Genomic DNA, 24,528 nt, shown 5'->3' with positions numbered 1-24,528 from the left:
CTGAGAACGTTCACTTCCGCCGCTAATTTTTGTCAAGCAGCAATGCGAGCGTCTCGCAAATGTGAGCGATACCGGTGTTGAGAACGTTCCCAACCTGTGCTCTGAAAGGCACAACATTGTGCGCCAGCATCCCGTTTGCGCAGGCGCCCTTCACATCAAAAAAGGGGAAGAGGATGTCGAAATTCTATGGCGTGCTGCTGGGAGGATCGCTGCTGGCGGGCCTTGCCGCACCGGCGGTGCTGGCACGCGAGCCCCAGGCCGCGCCCGCGTCCACCCCGTCCGGCGACGCCCGCGCGCGTGCCGAAGCGGTGGTTGCGCGCATGACCACGGACGAAAAGATCGCGCTCGTCCACGGGCTGTTCCCGCCGATGGCTGCCGGCAAGACCAAGAACGAGCTGATCCCATCGGCCGGCCATATCGACGGCATTGCGCGGCTGGGCGTGCCGTTGGTGCGCGAAAGCGACGCGTCTCTCGGCGTCGCCAACCAGGTCGAGCAGCGCAAGGGCGATGTCGCCACCGCGCTCCCCTCGGGCCTCGCCACTGCCGCCAGCTTCGATCCGGAGATCGCACGCGCAGGCGGCGCGATGATCGGCGCGGAGGCACGCGCAAAGCGGTTCAACGTGCTGCTGGCGGGTGGCGTCAACCTGACCCGGGATCCGTGGAACGGCCGCAACTTCGAATATCTGGGCGAGGATCCGCTGCTCGCCGGCCTGCTGGGCGGCGCACACATCGCCGGCGTCCAGTCCAACCGCATCGTCTCCACAATCAAGCATTTCGCGCTGAATGCGCAGGAGACGGGCCGCATGGTCGTCGACGCACGCATCGATGAAAAGGCGCTGCGGATGAGCGACCTGCTCGCCTTCGAGATTGCGATCGAAAAGGGCCGCCCCGGCTCGGTCATGTGCGCCTACAACAAGGTCAACGGCGACTGGGCGTGCGAGAACCCGCGGCTGCTGACCGACGTGCTCAAGCGCGACTGGGGCTATCGCGGGTGGGTGATGAGCGACTGGGGTGCCGTCCACTCGACCGCCAAGGCGGCGAACGCCGGGCTCGACCAGCAGTCGGGCCAGGAACTCGACAAGGCGCTCTATTTCGGCCCGGCGCTCAAGCAGGCGGTCGAGAAGGGCGAAGTCCCGGCCGCACGACTGGACGACATGGTCGTGCGCTACCTGACCGGGCTGATCGAGAGCGGTGCCTATGACGCGCCGATGCCCGCAGCGGCCCAGGCCATTCCCTATGACCAGCATGCCGAAGTGGCGCAGCGCGCGGCGGAAGCCGGCATCGTGCTGCTGAAGAACGAGCGCGACCTGCTGCCGCTCGCCGCCAGCGCCCGGCGGATCGTCGTGATCGGCGGCAATGCCGATGTCGGCGTGCTGTCAGGCGGCGGATCGAGCCAGGTGCGCTCCGTAGGCGGCGCCCCGGTCGAAGTGCCGCTCGCCTATGGCGCCGCCTCGTCGTTCGCGCGCATCACCTATCATGCCTCTTCGCCCATGGAGGCGCTGCGCAAGGCGCTGCCGGGCGTGCAGGTCGACTATGTCGACGGCCGCAACTTCAATGCGACCGTGGAGGCTGCGCGCGCTGCCGACCTCGCCATCGTGTTCGCGACGCAGTGGACGACCGAGGCACAGGACGTCCCCAACCTGCGCCTGCCCGACCATCAGGACGCGCTGATCGAGGCGATCGCCAGCGCCCAGCCAAAGACCGTGGCGGTGATGGAAACCGGCGGGCCTGTGCTGATGCCGTGGATCGAAAAGGTGCCGGCGGTGGTGCAGGCCTGGTACCCCGGCCAGCGCGGCGGCGAGGCGATCGCCAACATCCTGACGGGCAAGGTCAACCCGTCGGGACGCCTGCCGATCACCTTCCCCGCCGATGCCGGCCAGCCGCCGCGCCCCACTCCGGTCGGGCTGGAGACGATGGGCTCGCTGGAAGCGCAGGCGGCGGCGAACCCCGCCAATGCCGGCAACTTCCAGCTTCAGAGCTTCCCGGTCGAGTACCGGGAGGGCGCCGACGTCGGCTATCGCTGGTACGAGAAGCAGGCCCTGAAGCCGCTGTTCTCGTTCGGCCATGGTCTCAGCTACACCAGCTTCGCCTATCGCAAGCCCAAGGTCACGGGCGGCAAGACGCTGAGCGTCACGGTGGAGGTCGCCAACACCGGCAAGCGCGCGGGTGCGGACGTGCCGCAGCTCTATGTCGCGCGCGAGGGATCGGACGCGCCGATGCGGCTGGCCGCCTTCCAGCGGATCGAGCTGCAGCCCGGCGAGACGCGGCGCGTGACGCTGACGGCCGAGCCGCGGATCCTGGCCGAGTATGACACCGCGCTGCCGGGCTGGCGGATCGCGGGCGGGCGCTATCGCGTGGCGATCGGCCATGACGCGACCGACCGCAAGCTGACGGCGGTAACGACGCTGAGCGCGGCGACGATGAAGCCGTAGGGACTTCGTCTCCTCTCCGTCGTCGTGACGGGGAGGAGACGGGTCGACTCAAACGGCGAGCGGCGGCTAGGCTGGGGTATGGCGCCCTTCACCCTCCGCATCACCGCCGCCCCGGCCGACATCGACGAGCTCGGCCATGTCAACAATGCGGTGTGGGTGCGCTGGATCCAGGACGTGGCCACCGCGCACTGGGAAGCGGTGGCGCCGGCCGAGCACCAGCAACGCTACCTATGGGTCGTGACCCGGCACGAGATCGACTATCGCGGCAACGTGCGCGAGGGCGAGAGCGTGACCGCCGAGACCTGGATCGAGGAACCGCCGCGCGGCGCCCGCTTCGACCGGCACATCCGCTTCCTGGGCGAGGATGGCCGCATTCGGGTGGAGGCAAAGACGACCTGGGCGATCGTCGACCGGGAAACGGGCCGCATCCTGCGGGTGCCGGCGGAGGTGGCGGCACCGTTCCTGGGGGAGTGACGCCGCGCGCGTTGGCAAGGCCTTGGCGAAAGGCGCGGCAGGCGTCCCGAGTACTCCCGTATTCCTGCGCATGCAGGAATCCAGGGCCAAGCAGAACAACAGGCACAGTGTCCGGAACCCTGGACTCCCCCCTTCGCGGGAGTACTGAAATGAGCGTTCGCGGAGGCCTCGCCTCCGCGGGGTACGGCGGGACGGCTACTCCAGCTCCAGGATTACCGCGTCCACCATCAGGCTTTCGCCCTCGGCGGCGTTCACCGACTTGACGGTGCCGGCCTTCTGGCTGCGCAGGATGTTCTCCATCTTCATCGCCTCGACCACCGCGAGCGGCTGACCGGCCTCGACGCGGTCGCCGGGTGCGACGTGCAGGCGGGTGAGCAGCCCCGGCATCGGGCAGAGCAGCAGCCGCGACAAATCGGGCGGCGTCTTTGCGATCATGTGCCGGGTGAGATCGGCGACATGCGGCGGCAGCACGCTCAGCCGGTGCGTGGCGCCCCGGGCGGTCAGTCGCCAGCCACCACGCATCCGCGCCACGCGCACCACCAGCGGCTGGTCGTCGAGCATGGCCGCGAACAGCGGCTCGCCCGGGCGCCAGTGGCCGACCAGCTCGACCGTGCTGCCGTCGCCAAAGCGCACGAGCTGCTCGCCCTGAAATGGCGTGACCTCCGTCTCGAACCGCGTGTCGCCCAGCGTAACCACGCGGTCGGTTGCGGGCACAAGCTGGCTCCCAAGCTGCCCCTCGATCCGCGCCGCACGCGCGGCATAGGTCGCGTCCAGCACGCTGGCGATCGCCGCGAGCTTGCGCTGCAGCTCCGGCGACGGCGGCGCGCCGGTGAACCCTTCCGGAAATTCCTCGGCGATGAAGCCGGTGGTGAGTGCCCCTTCGCGGAAGCGCGGGTGCTGCATCAGCGCGGAGAGGAAGTCGATGTTGTGCCCCAGCCCGTCGATCTCGAACCGGTCGAGCGCGTGGACCTGCGCATTGATCGCCGCCTCGCGCGTGTCGGCATGAGTCACCAGCTTGGCGATCATCGGGTCGTAATAGATGCTGACCTCCCCGCCCTCGCGCACGCCGTCGTCGACGCGCACGCCATCGCGCTGGGGCGGCGGGCGATAGCGGACCAGCCGCCCGGTCGAGGGCAGGAAGCCGCGATACGGGTCCTCGGCATAGACGCGGTTCTCGATCGCCCAGCCGGTGAGCGTGACGTCGTCCTGCGCGAAGCCCAGCGGCTCGCCGGCGGCGACGCGGATCATCTGCTCGACGAGATCGAGGCCGGTGATCGCCTCCGTCACCGGGTGCTCGACCTGGAGCCGAGTGTTCATTTCCAGAAAGTAGAAGCTTTCGCCGCTCGGGTTCGCGCCCGAGACGATGAGCTCGACGGTGCCGGCCGAAAAATAGCCGACCGCGCGTGCCAGTGCCACTGCCTGCTCGCCCATGCGGCGGCGCATTTCGGGCGTGACGAACGGCGATGGCGCTTCCTCCACCACCTTCTGGTGGCGGCGCTGGATCGAGCATTCGCGCTCGCCCAGATAGACGAGGTTGCCGTGCTGGTCGCCCAGCACCTGAATCTCGATGTGGCGCGGGCTCTCGATGAACTTTTCGACGAAAACGCGGTCGTCGCCGAAGCTCGCCAGCCCCTCGCGCTTGGTGGCCTCAAAGCCCTCGCGCACATCGGCCTCGCTCCAGGCGAGCCGCATGCCCTTGCCGCCGCCGCCCGCCGAAGCCTTCATCATCACCGGATAGCCGATGTCGCCGGCGATCCGCACCGCCTCCTCGGTGGTCGCGATCTCGCCCAGGAAGCCGGGGACAACGTTGACGCCGGCCGCCTTGGCGAGCTTCTTGGACTCGATCTTGTCGCCCATCGCGGCGATCGCTTGCGGAGGCGGACCGACAAAGGCGATGCCGGCGTCAGCGCAGGCGCGCGCGAACTCGGCGCGTTCGGAGAGGAAACCATAGCCCGGATGGATGCAGTCGGCGCCGGTCTCCTTTGCGGCGAGCAGGATCAGCTCGGCGCGCAGATAGCTTTCGGCCGCAGGTGCGGGACCAAGCCGCACGGCTTCGTCGGCCATGCGCACGTGCGGGGCATCGGCGTCGGCATCGGAATAGACCGCGACCGTCGCGATCCCCATCCGCTTGGCGGTGCGCATCACCCGGCAGGCGATCTCGCCGCGGTTGGCGACCAGTATCTTGGCGAACATCGGCCTAGCCCTGCCGGTCGAGCGGCGTGAAGCGGGCGGTGATCCGCGCCGCCTGCATCCGGGGGTTCGTACACCGCGCGGCAGCCGCCGCGGCCAACAGGATTACCAGCATTCCCTCTCCTTCACGCGCACCGCCGTCGCCGGGCTCAACCCCGATCTGGCCAACGGTGCGGCGTCCTCAATGATCCCAGAGCAGCTCGCGAAGCTGCTGCGTACGCGCCGCCGTCACCGCGGCAAGACATTGGTTGTAGGCGAACGGCTCCATCGATCCGCCGCGCCACTCATAGCTTGCGATCCGACACTGGGCGTCGCGAAACGCCAGCCAGGCGCGCTGCGACGCCAGCAGCGCCTGAGCATAGCTCGGCTCGCCCTTGCCCACCCGGTCGCCGCCGTCGTCGCGATCGGCCTGCTGCATCGACGCCTGCACGGTCTTCCACACGCGGTTCATCTCCGCGTCAGTGCGATCAGCAACCGCCTTCTCGCACATCGTCATGGCGGCCTGATTGTCCTTGTCGCCGCAATCGTCCGCGGCGGTGGCAAGCGCCAGCGCGATCAGCAGCATGCGCAGGCTTCCTGTACCCGCGGCGCTTCCGCGGCCATCGGTCGCAGGCCAAGCCGCGCGAACAGCGCCGCGTCGCGGTCGTCGCCGGCGTTGCCGGTGGTGAGCAGCTTGTCGCCGGTGAAGATCGAATTGGCGCCGGCCAGGAAGCACAGCGCCTGGGTGGCGTCCGACATGCTCTCGCGGCCGGCGGACAGGCGCACCATGCTCGCCGGCATGGTGATGCGCGCGACCGCAACCGTGCGCACGAATTCGATGTCGTCGATCTTGGCCATCGGCGTGTCGGCGAGCATGTCGCCCAGCACCGTGCCCTTGACCGGCACCAGCGCGTTCACCGGTACGCTTTCGGGATGGTGCGGCAGGGTCGCCAGCGCATGAATGAAGCCGACGCGGTCCTCGCGCGTCTCGCCCATGCCGATGATGCCGCCCGAGCACACGTTGATCCCCGCACCGCGGACATGATCGAGCGTGTCGAGCCGTTCCTGGAAGCTGCGGGTGGTGATGACCTCGCCATAACGCTCCGGCGAGGTGTCGATGTTGTGGTTGTAATAGTCGAGGCCGGCGTCGGCGAGCTGGCCCGCCTGGTCAGGCGTCAGCATGCCCAGCGTCATGCAGGTTTCCATGCCCATCTGCCGCACGCCCTTCACCATTTCGATGATGGCGGGCATGTCGCGGTCCTTGGGGTTGCGCCACGCAGCACCCATGCAGAAGCGCGACGAGCCATTGTCCTTGGCCTGGGCCGCGGCCTGCAGCACCGCCCGCACGTCCATCAGCTTGGTGGCCTTGAGCCCGGTCTCGGCATGCACCGACTGGTTGCAATAGCCGCAGTCCTCCGGACAGCCGCCGGTCTTGATCGACAGCAGCGTGGAGAGCTGGACCTCGTCGGCGCGATGGCTGGCGCGATGCACTTCGGCGGCGCGGAACAGCAGCTCGGGGAACGGCAGGTCGAACAGCGCCGCGATCTCGTCGCGCGTCCAGTCGTTGCGCACGTCCGCGGCGTGCTGGGGAAGGGTGTCGATCATTCGGCGGCGTCCTCGAGTCCGGCAGGTGGCATGTTGTGGCCGAGCAGGCGCAGCACGTCCGCCGCGCATTCGACCACGTTGGTGCCGGGTCCATAGATGCCCTGCACGCCCGCGTCGCGCAGATAGTCATAATCCTGCGGCGGGATGACGCCGCCGGCCACCACCTTGACGTCATGCCGCCCCGCCTCGCGCAGGCCGCGGATCAGTTCCGGGATCAGCGTCTTGTGCCCGGCCGCCAGGCTGGAGGCGCCGACCACGTCCACGCCGCTCTCGATCGCCAGCACCACCGTCTCCTCCGGCGTCTGGAACAAGGGGCCGGAGACCACGTCAAAGCCCATGTCGCCGAACGCGGAGGCGATGACGTTGGCGCCGCGATCATGGCCGTCCTGACCCATCTTGGCGACCAGCAGCCGCGGCTTGCGCCCGAGCCGGCGCTCGACCGCCTGGACGCCGGCCACCACCTGCGCCCAGCGGTCGTCCTCGGCATAGGGGGCGCCGTACACGCCCTTCACCGGCACCGGCTGGGTCCGGTAGCGGCCGAAACCCGCCTCCATCGCTGCAGAAATCTCGCCAAGGGTCGCGCGTGCCCGCGCGGCCTCCACTGCCAGCGCAAGCAGGTTGTCGTCGCCGGTAGCACCGCGGTGAAGTGCGCCGAGCGCCGCCCCGCACGCATCCTCGTCGCGGCTGGCGCGGACGCGGGCGATCCGGGCGATCTGCGCCTCGCGCACGCGGGTGTTATCGACCTCCAGCGTCTCGAGCGGGTCTTCGCTCGCGAGGCGATACTTGTTCACGCCGACGATCACGTCCTCGCCGCGATCGACCCGGGCCTGGCGGGCGGCGGCGGCCTCCTCGATCATCGCCTTGGGCCAGCCGGCGGCGACCGCCTTGGCCATGCCGCCTTCGGCTTCGACCCGCTCGATGATCGCCCAGGCCCGGTCGACCAGCTGCTGGGTCAGGCTTTCGACATAGTAGGAGCCGCCGAGCGGATCGACGACCCTGGTCATCCCCGTCTCTTCCTGCAGCACGATCTGCGTGTTGCGGGCGATGCGGGCGGAAAAGTCGGTGGGGAGCGCGATCGCCTCATCCAGCGCGTTGGTGTGCAGGCTTTGGGTGCCGCCCAGCATCGCCGCCATCGCCTCGATCGTGGTGCGGATGACGTTGTTGTACGGGTCCTGCTCGGTCAGCGACACGCCCGAGGTCTGGCAATGCGTGCGCAGCATCTTGGAGCGCTCGTCCTTCGCGCCCAGCTGCGTCATCACCCGGTGCCACAGCACGCGCGCGGCGCGCAGCTTCGCCACCTCCATGAAGAAGTTCATGCCGATTGCGAAGAAGAAGCTCAGCCGCCCGGCGAACTTGTCGATGTCGAGCCCCGACGCCACCCCGTAGCGGACATATTCCATGCCGTCGGCGATGGTGAAGGCGAGCTCCTGCACCTGCGTCGCCCCGGCCTCCTGCATGTGATAGCCGGAAATCGAGATGCTGTTGAACTTCGGCATGTGCGCCGAGGTGTAGGCAAAGATGTCCGAGATGATCCGCATGCTGGGCTCGGGCGGGTAGATATAGGTGTTGCGGACCATGAACTCCTTGAGGATGTCGTTCTGGATCGTGCCCTCGAGCTTCTCCTGAGCGACCCCCTGCTCTTCCGCCGCGACGATGAAAAAGGCGAGCACCGGGATCACGGCGCCGTTCATGGTCATGCTGACCGACATCTGGTCGAGCGGGATGCCGTCGAACAGGATCTTCATGTCGTCGATCGTGTCGATCGCGACGCCCGCCTTGCCGACGTCGCCGACCACGCGCGGATGGTCGCTGTCATAGCCGCGGTGGGTGGCGAGATCGAAGGCGACCGACAGCCCCTTCTGCCCGGCGGCCAGGTTGCGGCGGTAGAAGGCGTTCGATTCCTCGGCGGTCGAAAAGCCGGCGTACTGGCGGATCGTCCAAGGGCGCCCGGCGTACATCGACGCACGCACACCGCGGGTGAAGGGCGCAAAGCCGGGCAGCCCTGGGTCGATCGCGACGTCTGCGGCGGTGTAGAGCGGCTTGACCGTGATGCCCTCGGGCGTCGTCCAGTCGAGGTCGCGGCCCTTCACTTCCCTGGCGGCGAGCGCCTCCCAATCGGCGCGGGTCGAATGCGCCGCCGGCTCGGGCAGGTCGCGGGGAGCGGGGGCCGCGCCGCTGTCCTCACCGGTGTTATCTTCGATGTTCGCCACGCGGGCTCTCCATGATCTCGGTCAGCACGCCGCCCATGTCCCTGGGATGGACGAAGAAGATCGGCGTGCCGTGGGCGCCGATGCGCGGTTCGCCGAGCACGCGCATGCCCTGCGCTTCGAACCAGGCCTTGGCGGCGTGAATATCGGGCACTTCGTAGCAGAGGTGATGCTGGCCGCCGGCCGGGTTTTTCGTGAGGAAACCATGGATCGGCGACTCTGCGCCCAGCGGCTCGATCAGCTCGATCTGGGTGTTGGGCGGGTCCACGAAGCAGACCCGCACGCCCTGCGCCGGCAGGTCGAAGGGCGCGCCCACGGCAGCGTCGCCCAGCAGCTGGCGATAGCTCTCGGCCGACCGCTCGATCGACGGCGTCGCTACGCCGACATGGTTGAGGCGGCCCAGGATCATGCCGCCACCATCGGGATACCGGGCAGGCGCTGCTGCAACCCGGCGATGTCCGCCTCCCGCTCCAGGCGGGGCTTGCCCATGCCGATCACGATCCGCACCGCCGCGACCTCACCTGCAGGCAGTTCGACCACGAGGGGTTCGGATTCACGGTTCGGCAGCGTCGCCTGCACGCGGTGCTGCCCCGGCGGCAGGTCAAAGGCGGCGAAGCGCGGGCTGCGCAGCTGCGCGCGCACGCTGCCGTCGACCTGGACGTCCACGCCCGCCAGCTTGCCGACAAAGCCTTCGCGCACGACCAGCAGCCGGCCCATCTGCGGCGGCACCGGCGCCATCGCCTGTGCGCGCGCCGCGGCATCCGCGAGCGGCGCGGGGCGGTTTGCCGAAAGGCCCAGGTAGATCATGCTCGTGACCACGCCAAAGGTCATGCCGACGAACCAGGGCGAGACCCCGCTGTCGTGCCGCGCGCCGCTGCCCAACAGCGCGAGCAGGAAGGAGACGACAAAGGCGCTACCCGCAAAAATCGCCACCATGATCAGTTGCTGGCGCAGGGACAGTTTACGCATCGAACCTCCTGGGGTGGTGGCACAAGGCCGGTTTCGCAGCACTCAGCACGTGCGCATCCGCATCTCGCCCCGCACGGCATATTTGTCGCCCTGGCGGACATATTGGTCGGTGAAGTGTTGCGTGCCCGTATAGGTCACGTCGAAGCTGCGGCCGGGGACGATGTTGGCGATCTTGCCCTCCAGCGTGGTGGGCGTCTCGGCGGTGCCGGCACCGGTGTCGTCATAGCCTTCCGGCGCCGAGACAAGGCCGACCGGGCCGCCGGCGCCGAGCTCGGTCAGGGTGAACACGCTGCACGTATAGCCCTGCCAGGTGCCGCCGCCGCTTGCGTAGAGGACCGGGTTCGGCCCGAACCTGTCGGAGATCGACCACTCGCTGGGCGGCGCGCCCCAGCTCGATCCGGGTACCGCATCGGGCCAGCGGCGCACGAGCGCGAAGCCGTCCCCCTGGGGCTTGAGATAGGCGATGTCGAGCGCGCCGGTGCAGCCGTGGCAAGCGTCGACCATCTCGGCGGCGCTGACCAGCACGGCCGTGTCGCCGCGCCACACCAGCCGTGCGGGCGTGGTTATCACCTGCGCGCCGTCGCGCGTCTCGGTGGCCTTGCCGCTGGGGCCAAACACCGCCTTGGCGGCTCGCGCGAGTTGCTCGGCGGCGGGCAGCGCGCGGACGCCGGTCGGCTTGGGTGGTGCCGCAGGAGCCGGGCGCGGCGACGCGACGCGCAGCGGCTCGCGGCGCTCGGCCTCGCGCGGCCACAGCAGCAGCGCCCCCATTCCCACCGTCACCGCCACGACCAGCAGCGTCGCGAGCAGCCGGCCGCCACCGCCACCCTTGCGCGGGGCGGGACGCCTAGAGCGGGATGTTGTCATGCTTCTTCCATGGGTTCTCGAGGCTCTTGCCGCGCAGCTTGCGCAGGCCGAGCGCGATGCGGCGGCGGGTGGCGTGGGGCTGGATCACCTCGTCGATGAAGCCCTTGCTGGCCGCCACGAACGGATTGGCGAAGCGCGCCTCATACTCGGCGGTGCGCTCGGCGATCTCTTCGGGCGTGCGGCCGCGGAAGATGATCTCCACCGCGCCCTTGGCCCCCATCACCGCGATCTCGGCGGTCGGCCAGGCATAGTTGAGGTCGCCGCGCAGATGCTTGGACGCCATCACGTCGTACGCGCCGCCATAGGCCTTGCGCGTGATGACCGTGATCTTGGGCACGGTCGCCTCGGCATAGGCGAACAGCAGCTTGGCGCCGTGCTTGATGATGCCGTTGTGCTCCTGCGCCACGCCGGGGAGGAAACCGGGCACGTCGACAAAGGTGACGATCGGAATCTCGAACGCGTCGCAGAAGCGTACGAAGCGCGCCGCCTTTTTCGACGCGTTGATGTCGAGCACGCCGGCGAGCACGGTCGGCTGGTTGGCGACGAAGCCGACCGTACGCCCCTCGATCCGTCCGAAGCCGGTGAGGATGTTGGCGGCATGCGTCGGCTGCACCTCGAAGAAATCGCCCTCGTCGACGACCTTCCGGATAAGCTCGTGCATGTCGTACGGCTGATTGGCGGACGGCGGCACCAGCGTGTCGAGACTGTCCTCGATGCGGTCCCACGGGTCCTCGGTCGGCCGGGCGGGCGCCGCCGCGCGGTTGGAAGCGGGCAAGAGGTCGATGAAGTCACGCGCGGCGAGCAGCGCCTCGATATCATTGTCGAACGCGACGTCGGCCACCGAGGAACGCGTGGTGTGGGTGACGGCGCCGCCCAGTTCCTCCTGAGTCACGACCTCGTTGGTGACGGTCTTCACCACGTCGGGGCCGGTCACGAACATGTAGCTCGAATCCTTCACCATGAAGATGAAGTCGGTCATTGCCGGCGAGTACACCGCGCCGCCCGCGCACGGCCCCATGATAAGGCTCAGCTGCGGCACCACGCCCGATGCCAGCACGTTCCTCTGGAACACCTCGGCATAGCCGCCGAGCGAGGCCACCCCCTCCTGGATGCGGGCGCCGCCGGAGTCGTTCAGGCCGATGACGGGGGCGCCGACCTTTATTGCCATGTCCATGACCTTGCAGATCTTGGCGGCATGACGTTCGGAAAGCGAGCCGCCGAACACGGTGAAATCCTGCGAAAAGACGAACACCAGTCGGCCGTTGATCGTGCCCGATCCGGTCACCACCCCATCACCGGGGATGACCTGTTCGGCCATGCCAAAATCGACGCAATTATGCTCGACGAACATGTCGAGCTCTTCGAAACTGTCGGGGTCGAGCAGCACGTCCAGCCGTTCGCGCGCGGTCAGCTTGCCCTTGGCATGCTGTGCAGCCACTCGCTTTTCGCCACCGCCGGCGCGCGCAGCCGCACGCCGCTGCTCCAGCTCCTGCACCTGTGTGCGCAAGCCCATCTCCTTACCCGGGTGTGCCCTTTGCCGGTTCGGCTGGGCGCCATCCCGGGTGCAGGGTAGCGGCCCCGGGGGGCGCGGAACAAGGGGCTTGCGCCGCCCGAAAAGCTGAGGTGACGTCGATGCGGCCGATTGATCGGCCGGCGCTGCCCCGATATGTCGGAGTTATCGACCAGGGCGGCCCCATGCGGCCAAGCCCGAGGAGCGGAGAGGAACGCGGACTTGAACACGGCACTGCACCCCCATGGCACCAGCAGCGGGGCCAACCACGTCGACGCGGGCGCGGTCCGCATCGCGCTGGCCGGCATCGGCAAGATCGCGCGCGACCAGCACATCCCCCACATCGCCGCCAATCCGCGCTTCGACCTCGTCGCCGCGGTCACCGGCCATACCCCGCCCGAGGGCGTGCCGGGCTTCCGCACCATCACCGAGATGATGCAGGCAGTGCCCGACGTGCAGGCGATCTCGATCTGCACCCCGCCGCGCGGGCGGCTGGCGCTGATCGAGGAAGCGCTGTCGCACGGGCTGGACGTGATGATCGAGAAGCCGCCGGCCGCCACCCTGTCGGAGGCCGAGGACTTCGTCCGGATGGCGCGCGACGCCGGCCGCGTGCTCTTCACCACCTGGCACTCGCGTGAGGCGGCCGCCGTCGAGCCCGCCCGCGCCTGGCTTGCAGAGCGCGAAATCCGCCGCGTCGAGGTCAACTGGAAGGAGGACGTCCGCGTCTGGCATCCGGGCCAGGCCTGGATCTGGGAGCCGGGCATCGGCGTGTTCGACCCCGGCATCAATGCGCTGTCGGTGATCACCCGCATCCTGCCGCGTCCGTTGCTGCTGCAGGAGGCGGCGCTGCGCTTTCCGTCCAACCGCCCCGCGCCGATCGCGGCTGACCTGTCGTTCACCGACACCGCGGGCGTGCCGGTCGAGGTGTTCTTCGACTTCGACCAGCGCGGGCCGCAGACCTGGGACATCGACGTCGAGACCGACCGTGGCAGCCTGAAGCTGTCGATGGGCGCGTCGAAGATGTTCGTCGACGGCGTCGAGCAGGACGTCGGCGACGAAGCCGAATATGCCCGGCTCTACCGTCGCTTCGCCGAGCTGCTGGACAAGCGCGAGAGCGACGTCGACCTGTCGCCGTTCCGGCATGTGGCGGACGCATTCCTGCTCGGTCGCCGCAGCGAAGTGGGCGCGTTCGAGGAATAAGCGCCGCTCCTTTCCTGGCGAAACAGAACGGCGCGCGCACCCCACGGTACGCGCGCCGTTTCTGCCTTAGGGCGGGAAGCGAGACGTCTGCCCAGCCGCTCTACCGTGCTCCTGCGCAGGCAGGAGCCCAGGGCTACACGCACAACGCCGGTTGCTCTGCTTGGCCCTGGATCCCTGCTTGCGCAGGGATACGGGTTTGGTGGAGCCGAACGGGCGGGTGAGCCCGGCGCGTCAATCTTCCTGCTTGGCGGCAGCCTTTTTCGCCGGGGCCTTCTTAGCAGCGGCTTTCTTGACCGGCGCCTTCTTTGCCGGCGCGTCCTTGGCAGCCGCCGGCTTCTTCGCCGCCGCCTTCTTGGCCGGTGCCTTGCGGCCCTTTTTGGCCGGTGCCGCGGCGGCGCGGGCATCAATCAGCTGGGCGGCTTCCTCCAGCGTCAGCGCCTCGGGTGCGACCGTCTTGGGCAGGGTCGCGTTGGTGGTGCCGTCGGTGACATAGGGGCCGTAGCGCCCCTCCATCAGCTTGATCTCCGCCTCCGTGCGCGGATGCGCACCCAGCACGCGCAGCGGTTCACGCGCCGCACCGCGCGCCGGGCGCCCGGCGGCCGCTTCGGCCAGCTTCACCACCGCGGCGTTCATGCCCGTCTCGAACACGTCCGCTGTGGTCTGCAGCCGGGCGTATTTGCCGGCGTGCTTCAGATACGGGCCATAGCGCCCGATCGCCGCCTCGATCGGCTCGCCCGTCTCCGGGTGATTGCCGATCACGCGCGGCAAGCTCAGCAGCTTGAGTGCCCATTCGAGCGTCAGCTCGCCACCGCCCGGCAGGTCCTTGGGGATCGAGGCGCGCTTGGCGTCCTTGCCGTCACCCAGCTGGATGTACGGCCCGAAACGGCCCGACTTGCGCTCGACCTCCAGACCCGTCTCCGGATCCTTGCCCAGCCCTTCCGGACCGGCGTCCTCCGCGCCTTCACCGCCCGGCTGACCGAAGCGCCGGGTGTATTTGCACTCGGGATAGTTGGAGCAGGCGACGAAGGCCCCGAACTTGCCGCCGCGCAGCGCCAGCCGCCCCTCGCCACAATTCGGGCACAGGCGCGGGTCCCCGCCGTCGGCCTTTGCCGGGAAGAGATAGGCTTCCAGGAACTTGTCGAGCTCGGCGGTAATGGCGGAGGGCTGCTGCTCCATCACCTCGGCCGTGCGCGGCTTGAAGTCGCGCCAGAAGGCTTCCAGCACCGCCTGCCATTCGGCGCGCCCGCCGGACACGTCGTCGAGTTCTTCCTCAAGGCCCGCGGTGAAGTCGTAGCCGACGTATTTCTCGAAGAAGCGTTCCAGGAACGCCGTCAGCAGGCGACCGCTTTCCTCGGCGAAGAAGCGGTTCTTCTCGACGCGCACATAGGCGCGGTCCTTCAGCACCTGGATGATCGAGGCATAGGTCGAGGGGCGGCCGATGCCGAGTTCCTCCAGGCGCTTCACCAGCGAGGCTTCGGAGAAGCGCGGCGGCGGCTGGGTGAAGTGCTGCTCGGCAGTCACGCCCTTCTTGGCGGGCGCGTCGCCGTCGCGCAGCAGCGGCAGGCGGCGCGAATCCTCGTCGCCCGCATCGTCGCGGCCTTCCTCGTAGAGCGCGAGATAGCCGGGGAAGAGCACGACCTGGCCGGTGGCACGCAGCCCCAGGCGGCCGGTGCCGTCCTCCAGCTCCACCGCGGTACGTTCCAGCCGCGCCGACGCCATCTGGCTGGCGAGCGCGCGCTTCCAGATCAGGTCGTAGAGGCGGCCGTGGTCGCCCGAACCCGCGCGATCCTTGGAGAAGTCGGTCGGGCGGATCGCCTCGTGCGCTTCCTGGGCGTTCTTGGCCTTGGTCTGATATTGGCGCGGCTTGTCTGGCACGTAGCTGCCGTCATAGCGGTTGGCGATCGCACCGCGCGCCGCATCGATCGCCGATCCGTCCATCTGCACGCCGTCGGTACGCATATAGGTGATCGCGCCGTCCTCGTAGAGCGACTGGGCGATGCGCATCGTGTGGCTGGCGGAGAAGCCGAGCTTGCGCGCCGCCTCCTGCTGCAGCGTCGAGGTCGTGAACGGCGGCGGCGGGTTGCGAGTGGCGGGCTTGGTCTCCACCGAGACCACCGACAGGCGTGCCGCCTCTACGGCTTCCTTGGCGGCGAAGGCCGAGCCCTGGTCGCCCAGCGACAGCCGGTCGAGCTTCTTGCCGTCGAGCTTGACCAGGCGGGCGTCGAACGGCTGGCCGTCCTGCTCCATTTGGGCGATCACCGACCAGTATTCCTGGGCGGTGAAGCCTTCGATCTCGCGCTCGCGCTCGACGATCAGCCGCAGCGCCACCGACTGGACGCGACCGGCGGACTTGGCGCCCGGCAGCTTGCGCCACAGCACCGGCGACAGGGTGAAGCCGACGAGATAGTCGAGCGCGCGGCGGGCGCGATAGGCGTCGATCAGGTCGGTATCGAGCTCGCGAGGGGCCTTCATCGCGGCCAGGATCGCGGGCTTGGTGATGGCGTTGAAGGTGACGCGCTCGACCTCCTTGGGCAGCACCTTCTTCTTGGCGAGCACTTCCTGCACGTGCCACGAAATCGCCTCCCCTTCGCGATCCGGGTCGGTGGCGAGGATCAGTCGGTCGGCCTTCTTGGCCTCGTCCGCGATCGCCTTCAGCTGGCGCGACTTGTCGGCATAGGTTTCCCACTCCATCGCGAAGCCGTCGTCCGGATGCACCGAGCCGTCCTTGGCCGGCAGGTCGCGGACGTGGCCGTAGGAGGCGAGGACGCGATAGTCCTTGCCGAGATACTTCTCGATGGTCTTCGCCTTGGCGGGCGACTCTACGATGACAAGCTGCATGGGGGTGTACGGGGTCCTTACGTGTACGCGCGAGAGTGGGGATCGCCGGTAGGCCGCGTCAAGCGCCCCTAGCGCGCCAGGCGCGTCAGGCGAAGACCTGCTCCAGTTCCACCTGCGGGGTGCGGGTCCGATCGTACACGGCCAGTGCCAGATACCAGCTGGCGACCGTGGCCCAGGCAACGACTGCGTTCATCGGCAGCGTCTCCGCCAGCGTCGCATCCGCGTCGGGATCGCCCCAGAACACAATACCGCCCAGCACCACGACTGCGGGCAAGTAGATGCCGCACAGCGTGAGCGCGATCGCCACCCCGCTGGACCGGGTCCGGTTCCAGCTGGCCGTAAGCGCATCCATCACGGGCGCATCCTCCGCGATCAGGATCGCGCTGGAGGCCGACCAGCGTGCGGCGAGATACAGCCCCGGCAGCAGCAGCAGGAGGCATGCGAGCAGCACGCCCAGGGTCTCGACGATCCCCAAGCCGATCAGGCCGAAGACGCCTCCGGTGGACTCGCCCTCACTGATCCAACCCTCACGGCGCGCGACATGGCGGAACAGGCCCCATTGCAGCAGCAGTTGCACGGCTGCGCCGATCAGGTTTCCCCCGGGGCCCAGCAGATCGCTCGCGACGCCTGCACCGAACAGCAGCAGCAGTGTGCCTCCGGCGAGCCAGAACTCGTTGCGTGCCAGCGCCGCCGCCACCGCGCACAGCTCCGCTATCTTGCGTGTGATCTCGTGCATGAACGTCCCCCCAGGTCAGAATGTACGCACACGCACGGCTTGCCAAGGCGGAACACCAGCCTTCCCCACGCTTTAACCCCGCGTCCCATTCCTCAGGATGTTTCGACCTCGCATGAGCAGCCTTGCCGCTATCGTTTTCGGATTGGCCATGAGCGGCGGGAGTGCTGCGCCATTGGCGCAAGACGTGCGCCCGCTCGCGGCAAGGGCCCCCGACATCGACACGCTGGACCTGCGCCTGACGGAGCGGCGGGTGCCTCGCAAGGAAGGCCGCTGGCGTCTGGGCGAGCTTTCGGAGCCGGTGGCCGATGAGGAACCCTCTCTGGTGCGCTGGGGCTGGAAGAAGGTGACGGTTCGGCTTCCGCTGGGCAATCTGCCCTGATGCCGCACCAGAGTTGAAAACGCGCCCGCTACCTGCCGATCTCTAGGGCCATGGCCTATCGTGATTCGCAGGGGACACGGCACCGGGTCGCTTCGGCGGGGGCGGTGCTGCTGTTGCATGGCGCGCTGGCCCTGGCGCTGCTGACGGCGCTGCAGTTCACACCCACGGTTCGGACGCAGGAATCGCTGTCCGCGTTTGACGTGTTGCCACTCCCTGCACCGCCACCGCCGCTCCCTGAACCGGCAGCGCAGCCGCAACAGCCGAGCGGCGCCGCAGCTCCCGCCAATCGCCGCGCGCGGCCCAAGCCTGTGGTCGCGCCGCCTGCCCCCATCCCTCTGCCGCCGCCGCCGATGACGGCGCCACCGATTGCCGGAACCGGATCCGAGAGCATGGCAGGCGCCGCCCCGCTGCCCGGTCCCGGCACGGGCGCGGGCGGCGCAGGCTCGGGGCTCGGCAGCGGCGGCTCTGGGAACGGCACGGGCCGGGGTGGCGGCACGCCGGCCCGGCTGCTGCGCGGCGCGATCCGCGATCCGGACTATCCGCGCGCGGCGCGGCGGGCGCGGATCGAGGGAAGCGTGACGGTGCGCTTTACCGTCGATGTCGCCGGCCGGGCACGCGGCTGCGCCGTGATGCAGTCGAGCGGCTCGCCGGAACTGGACGCCACCACCTGCCGCCTGATCGAGGGCCGCTACCGCTATGCACCGGCACGCGACGCCAGCGGAAACCCGGTGGAGGAAGTGCGCGGCTGGCGCCAGGACTGGTGGCTGGAGGCGCGCTAGCCCCGGGTGCGCTCCACCTCGACGACGTCAAAGGCATAGGAGCGCCAGCCGCGGTTCGCGGCCGCATCGGCGGCGGCGGCCTGCTTGCCCTTGGCCTCCGCCAGCGACTTGGTGTGACCCCAGAACACCTCGGTCTTGCCATTGGCGAGCTCGGCGACGATGCGCCAATAATGGGTGAAGGGCATCGCCGTTGGGCCGATCGTCTTCACCGTGCCGTCCGGCAGCGTCGCGGTAAGATAGTGTTTCTTCGCCACAGCCCAGCGCTAGGCAGCCGCACCCATGCTGTCCAGCCGGAGGCTTGCCGAGCCTGGCCGCGGTCGCGATATGCACCAAGACGACGGGCGTGTTGCCGGCAGGAACGACGAATGACCGAAGACTCACTGCTGCCGCTCGAGGAGCATCTCTGCTACGGCCTCTACTCGGCGAGCATGGCGGTGCAGCGCCTGTACAAGCCGCTGCTCGACACGCTGGGCATCACCTATCCGCAATATCTGGTGCTCAACATCCTGGGGCATGAGGACAGCCAGCCCGTGGGCCGCATCGCCGAGCAGCTGGCGCTGGAATCGAGCACGCTGACCCCGCTGCTGAAGCGGCTGGAGGCCGCCGAGCTGGTGGGCCGCACGCGCAATCCAGACGACGAGCGCCAGGTGCTGATCGCGCTGGAGCCGGCCGGGCGCGCGATCCTGGCCCAGGTGCGCTGCCTCGCCGACGCGATGCTGTCGTCGTCGGGTCAGACGATCGAGCAGCTGCAGGGACTCAACCGCCAGGTGCAGGCGCTACGCGATGCGCTCTATTCCCGGATCGGCGGCTGGGATCTCGCGCAGCCCGCGAAACGCTGAGCACGCTTCGCAACCACGGCGAAGTCATTGTAAGGGCGCGGCCATGATCCGCGTCACCGAACTGAAACTGCCCCTCCACCATGCCGATGAGGCGCTCCCCGCCGCCATCCTCAAGCGGCTGCGGATCACGCCGCGCGACCTGGTGCGCTTCTCGGTCGCACGCCGCGGCCATGACGCGCGCGACCGAACCCAGATCGCGCTGGTCTATTCGGTGGACGTGACGCTGAAGAACGAGGGGCCGGTACTGGCGCGCTTTCGCCGGGACCCGCATGTCCAGCCGACCCCCGACACCCGCTACCGCCCGGTTGGCACCGCACCCGCCGATGCGCCGCGGCCGGTGGTGATCGGCGCCGGCCCGTGCGGGCTGTTCGCAACGCTGATCCTGGCGCAGATGGGCTTCCGTCCGATCCTGCTGGAGCGCGGCAAGGTGGTGCGCGAACGGACCAAGGACACCTGGGGCCTGTGGCGCCGAAGCGTCCTCAACCCCGAATCCAACGTCCAATATGGCGAGGGCGGCGCCGGCACCTTTTCGGACGGCAAGCTCTACAGCCGCATCAAGGATCCCCGCCACCTCAACCGCAAGGTGCTGACCGAATTCGTGAAGGCGGGCGCTCCCCCGGAGATTCTGACCGAAGCGCATCCGCACATCGGCACCTTCCGCCTGGTGACGATGGTGGAAAGCATGCGCGAGACGATCGAGCAGCTGGGTGGCGAATATCGCTTCTCGACCCGCGTCGATGGGCTCGATGTCTCGACCGATGGTTCGGGCGCACGGCAGCTGCGCGGGCTGCACCTGAGCACCGGTGAGTATCTGGAGGCGGAGCGCGTCGTGCTCGCGGTCGGACACAGTGCGCGCGACACGTTCGAGATGCTGCACGCAGCCGGCGTGCATGCCGAGGCCAAGCCCTTTTCGATCGGCGTGCGCATCGAGCATCCGCAGTCGTGGATCGATCGCGCACGCTTCGGCCAGGACGCCGGCAACCGCATCCTGGGCGCGGCGGAATACCATATCTCGCACCACTGCTCGAATGGGCGCACCGTCTACAGCTTCTGCATGTGCCCGGGCGGCACCGTGGTCGCCGCCACCTCGGAGGAAGGCCGGGTCGCCACCAACGGCATGAGCCAGTACTCGCGCAACGAGCGCAACGCCAATTCGGGGTTCGTGGTGGCGATCGATCCGGAGCGCGACTTCCCCGGCGACCCGCTCGCCGGCCTGGCGCTGCAACGCCATTGGGAAGCACGCGCGTTCGTGGCCGGCGGCTCGACCTACAAGGCACCGGCGCAGCGGCTGGGCGACTTCCTCGCCGGACGCCCCTCGACCTCGCTCGGCTCGGTGGTGCCCTCCTATCGTCCCGGCGTGCATCCGACCGACCTGGCCGAGTGCCTGCCCGACTTCGTGGTGGCGGCGATGCGCGAGGCGCTGCCGGTGTTCGGCCGCCAGATCCAGGGCTATGACCATCCCGACGTGGTGATGACCGGAGTCGAGACCCGCACTTCCTCGCCGGTGCGGTTCACCCGCGGCGAGGATTTCCAGAGCCTCAACACCGCCGGGCTGTTCCCGGCCGGCGAAGGCGCGGGCTATGCCGGCGGCATCCTGTCGGCAGCGGTCGACGGCATCAAGGTCGCGGAGGCCCTGGCGCGCAGCCTCGGCGCGGCATGACGCTGGTCCTGTTCAACAAGCCGTTCGGCGTGCTGAGCCAGTTTACCGATCGCGGCTCGCCGACCACGCGCGCTACCCTGTCGGACTTCGTGGACGTACCCGGCATCTATCCGGCCGGGCGGCTCGACCGCGACAGCGAGGGGCTGCTGCTGCTGACCGACGACGGGCGGCTGCAGGCGCGCATCGCCGATCCGAAGTTCAAGTTGCCCAAGACTTATCTCGTCCAGGTCGAGGGCGAACCCGACGCGGACGCCTTGGACCGGCTGCGCGACGGCGTGCTGCTGAACGACGGCCCTACCCGCCCGGCGGAGGTCGAGCGGATCGACGATCCGGCGTTGTGGCCACGCAACCCGCCGATCCGGGTGCGCCAGAGCATCCCCGACAGCTGGCTGAAGCTCACCATCCGCGAGGGGCGCAATCGCCAGGTGCGGCGGATGACGGCGGCGGTCGGCTATCCCACGCTGCGGCTGGTGCGCTGGCGGATCGGGGAGTGGTCGCTGGACGACCTGCCCCCGGGGCAGTGGCGCACCGCGTGAAAGTCTTTTTCGACGGCGGCTGTCGCCCTGCACCTTTGGGCATGGAGCTGGCGGTGGTCGCAGGCGGGCAGCGCTGGATCGAACGGGACCTCGGCTCCGGCACCAGCATGGATGCGGAGTGGCTGGCGCTGATCGCAGCGATGCGACGCGCGCATGCGCTCGGGCTGGTGGACCCGGTGCTGCTCGGCGATGCGGCGGCCGTGATCGCGCAGGCCAGCGGCCGGGTGCGCTGTCCGCCCGCCTATCGCCACCACATGGAGCGGTTTCGGGCACTCCCGCAGCCGCCGGGACGCGTGCGCATCCGCTATATCAAGCGCGCCCAGAACCTGGCCGGCATTGCGCTCGCCGCGCTCCACGGCCGCTGAACGCCCTCCATCAGGCGGTGTCGCTTGCGCCCAGCGCTCCCGTCCGGGCGGTGATCCGGCTGCCCTTGGTTGATCGACTGATGAGCTCCCGCATGCGCGAGGCGAGCGCCTCCATGGCAAAGGGCTTTGTCATGACATGCATGCCGGGCTCCAGCTGCCCGTTTCCGATCAGCGCGTTCTCGGCATAGCCGGTGATGAACAACACCTCCAGATCGGGGCGGCTGTCGCGCGCCGCCTCGACCATCTGGCGCCCGTTCATGCCGCCGGGCAGGCCGATGTCGGTCACCAGCAAGTCGATGCGGGCATCGGACTGGAGGATCTTGAGCCCGGCGGCGCCATCGCCCGCTTCCAGCGCGGAGTAGCCGAGCTCGGCCAGAACCTCGATCACCAGCATGCGCACGGTGGGTTCGTCGTCCACGACCAGCACCGTCTCACCGTGACCAGCCTGTTCGGCGTCGGCGAGCGTGCCGACCTCCACTTCGGGCTCGGCCGTCCCGTGGTGGCGCGGCAGGTAGAGGCAGACCAGCGTCCCCTCGCCCATCTCCGAATAGATACGCGCGAGGCCTCCGGACTGACGGGCGAAACCATAGACCATCGAGAGGCCCAGCCCCGTGCCCGCCCCCATCGGCTTGGTGGTGAAGAAGGGGTCGAACGCCTTCTCGATCACCTCGGGCGGCATGCCGGTGCCGGTGTCGGACACGCAGAGCGAGACATATTGGCCCGGCTCCAGGTCGCGCTCGCGCGCCGTGCGACGGTCCATCCAGCGGTTGCACGTCTCGATTGTCAGCCGTCCGCCGCCAGGCATCGCGTCGCGCGCGTTGATGCAGAGGTTGAGCAGCGCATTTTCGAGCTGGTTGGGATCGACCAGCGTCGACCAGAGGCCGGCGGCGCCCACCACCTCGACCTCGATCTCGGGTCCGACGGTGCGGCGGACCAGATCCTCCATGCCGTCGATCAGGCGGTTCACGTCCGTGGGCTTGGGGTCCAGCGTCTGCCGGCGCGAAAAGGCGAGCAGGCGGTGAGTCAGCGATGCCGCCCGCTTGGCCGCACCCCGCGCGGCGGCGACATAGCGGTCCACCTCGCTGAAGCGCCCCTGTGCGATCCGGACCTCCAGGATTTCCAGGCTGCCGGTGATGCCGGTGAGCAGGTTGTTGAAGTCGTGCGCGATGCCGCCGGTCAGCTGGCCCACCGCCTCCATCTTCTGCGACTGGCGCAGCGCCGCCTCCGCTTCGCCCAGCGCCGCGGCTGCCGCCGCTTCCGCCGTCACGTCGCGGCCGAAGCCATAGAAGGTGCCGCTTTCCGGCACGGTGGTCCATTCGATCAGCCGGTGCTCGCCGTCCTTGCGTCGCAGGGTCGTGCGGTAGCCGCGCAGCGGCGTGCCGGACCCGAGCGCCTCCACCCGTTCCTGCCAGGCCGCGGTATCGCCAACCATGAAGTAGGTGCTGGGATTTCCGATCGACTCTTCCCGGCTCCACCCCAGCAGGGTGGTCCAGGACGGATTGACGTCGGTGATCAGGCCGGTGGGATCGGTGACGACCTTGAGCACCGGCGAGAGCCGCCAGAGCCGCTCGCGTTCGAGCGCCAGGCGCCGCTCCTCGGTGATGTCGCGCGCGACCGCATGGATGCGCTCCGCCTCCGGAACCGCCGTCCAGGCGAGCAGGCGATAGTCGCCCGACCTGGTGCGGTAGCGGTTCTCGAACGCGAGCGTCGTCAAGCCATGGCCCAGCTTGCTCACTTCCGCCGCCGTCTGCGCGAGATCGTCGGGGTGCAGGAAGTCCGCCAGCGTCGCGCCGACCATCTCTCCCGCATCCCAGCCGAGCATCCGCCTGGCAGAAGGGTTCACGGCCGTGATCACCCCTTCGAAGGTGCAGACCAGCATCAATTCCTGCGACATCGACCACAAGCGGTTGCGATCCGTGACGCTGGTCGCGGCATCCTGCTTCTGGTCGTCGATGTCGGTGTTGGTGCCGACCCAGCCGGTGATGCGGCCGTTCGCATCCCGAACCGGCTCCCCTCGGGTCAGGAACCAGCGGTAGCTGCCGTCGGCACTGCGCAGGCGGTATTCGTGCTCATACACGTCGCCGCGTTCTCGCGCCTCGCGCCACGTCGCCACGGTGGGCTCGATGTCGTCGGCATGCACGAAGCGCTGCCACCCCGCGGCACCGAGCAGTTCGTCCGCCGACAACCCCGAATAGCCATAAACCTGGTCGTTGAACCAGTAGATCGAGCCGTCCGGCCGAGCCGCCCAGATCTGGTTTGGCATCACCTGCGCGAAGGTTCGGAACTGTTGTTCGCTCGCTTCCAGCGCTTGAGCAATGCTCGCCTTTTCGCTTTCGGCGGCGCGCACGGCCTCCATCGCCTGATGGGCGGCGGTGCGGTCACGCAGGATCTTGAGGTAGCCGACGTGGCGGCCGTCCGGATCGAGCAGCGGCATCATCTCGCCCGAGGCAAAGAACCGCTGCCCATTGGCGCGTAGATGCCAGCGCTCGTCGCTGGCGCTGCCGCGCTCGCGCGCCAGCCGCATCTCGCGCTCCATCTGCCCTGCAGCGCGGTCTTCGGGGGTAAAGAAGCGCTCGGCGGTCTCGCCCAGCATCTCCGCCGCCTGCCAGCCGAGAATCACCTCGGCACCCCTGTTCCATTCGGTGACCCGGCCGTCGCAATCGGTCGTGATGATCGCGAAATCGGTGCTGCTGTCGAGGATCGTGCGCGACCGACCTTCCTGGACGCGCAGCTGCGCAACCTCCGCTTCCAGTTCCTGCACCCGCATCCGAAGCTCTTCCTGGTCCGCCGTCATCCGCCTTGAACGCCCACTTTGTTTCCCGCTCGCACCGCCGGACGCCCTTCATGGCAGAACCGGGCGCACAGCGCCGCGTAAACGTGTCGGCGGTGCAATGGTGCCACCGCTCAGTTGTACCCCCCGCAGCTTGTCCGACCTTTTGGCTCAACCGCCCACTTCAGGAGAAGTT

The 24,528-nt window shown here is 68.8% G+C and carries 21 protein-coding genes; 9 read left to right on the top strand and 12 right to left on the bottom strand.

Features of this window, described 5'->3' with window-relative positions:
• Positions 1-173 precede the first annotated feature (173 nt).
• Positions 174-2,432 carry a beta-glucosidase gene (locus tag LK533_RS12195; protein ID WP_229363254.1) on the top strand — a complete coding sequence of 753 codons (2,259 nt, stop codon included), beginning with the start codon at positions 174-176 and terminating at the stop codon, positions 2,430-2,432.
• A 78-nt stretch (positions 2,433-2,510) separates the two neighbouring features.
• Complete coding sequence (locus tag LK533_RS12190; RefSeq protein ID WP_229363253.1) at positions 2,511-2,906, top strand: acyl-CoA thioesterase; 396 nt, start codon at positions 2,511-2,513, stop codon at positions 2,904-2,906.
• Positions 2,907-3,101: 195 nt separating this feature from the next.
• On the opposite strand, the gene LK533_RS12185 is transcribed toward LK533_RS12190, so the two are convergent.
• From LK533_RS12185 to LK533_RS12150, 8 genes are all read right to left on the bottom strand, one after another.
• Positions 3,102-5,099 (bottom strand): acetyl-CoA carboxylase biotin carboxylase subunit, encoded by a 1,998-nt coding sequence (locus LK533_RS12185; protein WP_229363251.1) that lies wholly within the window; start codon positions 5,097-5,099, stop codon positions 3,102-3,104.
• Between the two features lie 178 nt (positions 5,100-5,277).
• On the bottom strand, positions 5,278-5,661 hold the full coding sequence (locus LK533_RS12180; RefSeq protein WP_229363250.1) for a lysozyme inhibitor LprI family protein: 384 nt from the start codon (positions 5,659-5,661) through the stop codon (positions 5,278-5,280).
• Positions 5,652-6,680 carry a biotin synthase BioB gene (gene bioB / locus LK533_RS12175; protein ID WP_229363249.1) on the bottom strand — a complete coding sequence of 343 codons (1,029 nt, stop codon included), beginning with the start codon at positions 6,678-6,680 and terminating at the stop codon, positions 5,652-5,654. The genes LK533_RS12180 and bioB overlap by 10 nt, the downstream gene beginning before the upstream one ends.
• A complete protein-coding gene (gene scpA, locus LK533_RS12170) occupies positions 6,677-8,830 on the bottom strand; it encodes a methylmalonyl-CoA mutase (protein WP_229363417.1) in 2,154 nt (717 codons plus the stop codon). Before scpA ends, bioB begins: the two co-directional genes overlap by 4 nt.
• A gap of 40 nt (positions 8,831-8,870) precedes the next feature.
• On the bottom strand, positions 8,871-9,296 hold the full coding sequence (gene mce / locus LK533_RS12165) for a methylmalonyl-CoA epimerase (RefSeq protein ID WP_229363248.1): 426 nt from the start codon (positions 9,294-9,296) through the stop codon (positions 8,871-8,873).
• Complete coding sequence (locus tag LK533_RS12160; protein WP_229363247.1) at positions 9,293-9,856, bottom strand: DUF2846 domain-containing protein; 564 nt, start codon at positions 9,854-9,856, stop codon at positions 9,293-9,295. Before LK533_RS12160 ends, mce begins: the two co-directional genes overlap by 4 nt.
• Before the next feature lie 42 nt (positions 9,857-9,898).
• Positions 9,899-10,720, bottom strand: a complete 822-nt coding sequence (locus LK533_RS12155) for a hypothetical protein (protein WP_229363245.1) — start codon at positions 10,718-10,720, stop codon at positions 9,899-9,901.
• Positions 10,701-12,227: an acyl-CoA carboxylase subunit beta gene (locus LK533_RS12150; RefSeq protein WP_420705855.1), complete on the bottom strand. Its 1,527-nt coding sequence runs from the start codon at positions 12,225-12,227 to the stop codon at positions 10,701-10,703. The genes LK533_RS12155 and LK533_RS12150 overlap by 20 nt, the downstream gene beginning before the upstream one ends.
• 225 nt (positions 12,228-12,452) lie before the next feature.
• Here LK533_RS12150 and LK533_RS12145 point away from each other — a divergent pair, with 225 nt between their 5' ends.
• Positions 12,453-13,430, top strand: coding sequence for a Gfo/Idh/MocA family protein (locus LK533_RS12145; protein WP_420705854.1), 978 nt, complete (start codon positions 12,453-12,455; stop codon positions 13,428-13,430).
• A 231-nt stretch (positions 13,431-13,661) separates the two neighbouring features.
• On the opposite strand, the gene topA is transcribed toward LK533_RS12145, so the two are convergent.
• Together topA and LK533_RS12135 are read right to left on the bottom strand one after the other, a co-directional pair.
• Positions 13,662-16,268, bottom strand: coding sequence for a type I DNA topoisomerase (gene topA / locus LK533_RS12140; RefSeq protein WP_229363243.1), 2,607 nt, complete (start codon positions 16,266-16,268; stop codon positions 13,662-13,664).
• A gap of 85 nt (positions 16,269-16,353) precedes the next feature.
• The gene (locus LK533_RS12135; RefSeq protein ID WP_229363242.1) at positions 16,354-17,004 is read right to left on the bottom strand and encodes a hypothetical protein; all 651 of its coding nucleotides are present in this window, start codon (positions 17,002-17,004) and stop codon (positions 16,354-16,356) included.
• A 148-nt stretch (positions 17,005-17,152) separates the two neighbouring features.
• Here LK533_RS12135 and LK533_RS12130 point away from each other — a divergent pair, with 148 nt between their 5' ends.
• Together LK533_RS12130 and LK533_RS12125 are read left to right on the top strand one after the other, a co-directional pair.
• Positions 17,153-17,383 (top strand): hypothetical protein, encoded by a 231-nt coding sequence (locus LK533_RS12130; RefSeq protein WP_229363241.1) that lies wholly within the window; start codon positions 17,153-17,155, stop codon positions 17,381-17,383.
• A 50-nt stretch (positions 17,384-17,433) separates the two neighbouring features.
• The gene (locus tag LK533_RS12125) at positions 17,434-18,162 is read left to right on the top strand and encodes an energy transducer TonB (RefSeq protein ID WP_229363240.1); all 729 of its coding nucleotides are present in this window, start codon (positions 17,434-17,436) and stop codon (positions 18,160-18,162) included.
• Here LK533_RS12125 and LK533_RS12120 read toward each other — a convergent pair.
• On the bottom strand, positions 18,159-18,416 hold the full coding sequence (locus LK533_RS12120; protein ID WP_229363239.1) for a hypothetical protein: 258 nt from the start codon (positions 18,414-18,416) through the stop codon (positions 18,159-18,161). The genes LK533_RS12125 and LK533_RS12120 overlap by 4 nt on opposite strands.
• Positions 18,417-18,527: 111 nt before the next feature.
• On the opposite strand from LK533_RS12120, the gene LK533_RS12115 reads away from it, so the two are divergent.
• The 4 genes from LK533_RS12115 to LK533_RS12100 are packed head-to-tail and all read left to right on the top strand — an operon-like array spanning position 18,528 to position 21,562.
• Positions 18,528-19,001, top strand: a complete 474-nt coding sequence (locus LK533_RS12115) for a MarR family winged helix-turn-helix transcriptional regulator (RefSeq protein ID WP_229363238.1) — start codon at positions 18,528-18,530, stop codon at positions 18,999-19,001.
• A gap of 43 nt (positions 19,002-19,044) precedes the next feature.
• Positions 19,045-20,661 (top strand): NAD(P)/FAD-dependent oxidoreductase, encoded by a 1,617-nt coding sequence (locus LK533_RS12110; RefSeq protein ID WP_229363237.1) that lies wholly within the window; start codon positions 19,045-19,047, stop codon positions 20,659-20,661.
• A complete protein-coding gene (locus tag LK533_RS12105; protein WP_229363236.1) occupies positions 20,658-21,197 on the top strand; it encodes a pseudouridine synthase in 540 nt (179 codons plus the stop codon). The genes LK533_RS12110 and LK533_RS12105 overlap by 4 nt, the downstream gene beginning before the upstream one ends.
• A gap of 41 nt (positions 21,198-21,238) precedes the next feature.
• Positions 21,239-21,562, top strand: coding sequence for a reverse transcriptase-like protein (locus LK533_RS12100; RefSeq protein ID WP_229363235.1), 324 nt, complete (start codon positions 21,239-21,241; stop codon positions 21,560-21,562).
• A gap of 10 nt (positions 21,563-21,572) precedes the next feature.
• Here the strand turns inward: LK533_RS12100 and LK533_RS12095 are convergent, their stop codons facing one another.
• Positions 21,573-24,356: a hybrid sensor histidine kinase/response regulator gene (locus tag LK533_RS12095; RefSeq protein WP_229363233.1), complete on the bottom strand. Its 2,784-nt coding sequence runs from the start codon at positions 24,354-24,356 to the stop codon at positions 21,573-21,575.
• Positions 24,357-24,528: the final 172 nt, after the last annotated feature.

This window comes from Sphingomonas sp. PL-96 (genome assembly GCF_020707215.1).
In the GTDB taxonomy this organism is placed as follows: Bacteria; Pseudomonadota; Alphaproteobacteria; order Sphingomonadales; family Sphingomonadaceae; genus Sphingomonas.
Note: the sequence above shows the minus strand (reverse complement) of the source record. Positions and strands in the feature narration are given on the sequence as shown.

Coding starts and splice junctions, on each gene's coding strand:
- LK533_RS12105 (WP_229363236.1), top strand. CDS start 20,658: ATGACGCTGGTCCTGTTCAACAAGCCGTTCGGCGTGCTGAGCCAGTTT.
- LK533_RS12190 (WP_229363253.1), top strand. CDS start 2,511: ATGGCGCCCTTCACCCTCCGCATCACCGCCGCCCCGGCCGACATCGAC.
- LK533_RS12185 (WP_229363251.1), bottom strand. CDS start 5,099: ATGTTCGCCAAGATACTGGTCGCCAACCGCGGCGAGATCGCCTGCCGG.
- LK533_RS12155 (WP_229363245.1), bottom strand. CDS start 10,720: ATGACAACATCCCGCTCTAGGCGTCCCGCCCCGCGCAAGGGTGGCGGT.
- LK533_RS12130 (WP_229363241.1), top strand. CDS start 17,153: ATGAGCGGCGGGAGTGCTGCGCCATTGGCGCAAGACGTGCGCCCGCTC.
- bioB (WP_229363249.1), bottom strand. CDS start 6,680: ATGATCGACACCCTTCCCCAGCACGCCGCGGACGTGCGCAACGACTGG.
- topA (WP_229363243.1), bottom strand. CDS start 16,268: ATGCAGCTTGTCATCGTAGAGTCGCCCGCCAAGGCGAAGACCATCGAG.
- LK533_RS12110 (WP_229363237.1), top strand. CDS start 19,045: ATGATCCGCGTCACCGAACTGAAACTGCCCCTCCACCATGCCGATGAG.
- LK533_RS12180 (WP_229363250.1), bottom strand. CDS start 5,661: ATGCTGCTGATCGCGCTGGCGCTTGCCACCGCCGCGGACGATTGCGGC.
- LK533_RS12100 (WP_229363235.1), top strand. CDS start 21,239: ATGGAGCTGGCGGTGGTCGCAGGCGGGCAGCGCTGGATCGAACGGGAC.
- mce (WP_229363248.1), bottom strand. CDS start 9,296: ATGATCCTGGGCCGCCTCAACCATGTCGGCGTAGCGACGCCGTCGATC.
- LK533_RS12195 (WP_229363254.1), top strand. CDS start 174: ATGTCGAAATTCTATGGCGTGCTGCTGGGAGGATCGCTGCTGGCGGGC.
- LK533_RS12125 (WP_229363240.1), top strand. CDS start 17,434: ATGGCCTATCGTGATTCGCAGGGGACACGGCACCGGGTCGCTTCGGCG.
- LK533_RS12095 (WP_229363233.1), bottom strand. CDS start 24,356: ATGACGGCGGACCAGGAAGAGCTTCGGATGCGGGTGCAGGAACTGGAA.
- LK533_RS12135 (WP_229363242.1), bottom strand. CDS start 17,004: ATGCACGAGATCACACGCAAGATAGCGGAGCTGTGCGCGGTGGCGGCG.
- LK533_RS12115 (WP_229363238.1), top strand. CDS start 18,528: ATGACCGAAGACTCACTGCTGCCGCTCGAGGAGCATCTCTGCTACGGC.
- LK533_RS12160 (WP_229363247.1), bottom strand. CDS start 9,856: ATGCGTAAACTGTCCCTGCGCCAGCAACTGATCATGGTGGCGATTTTT.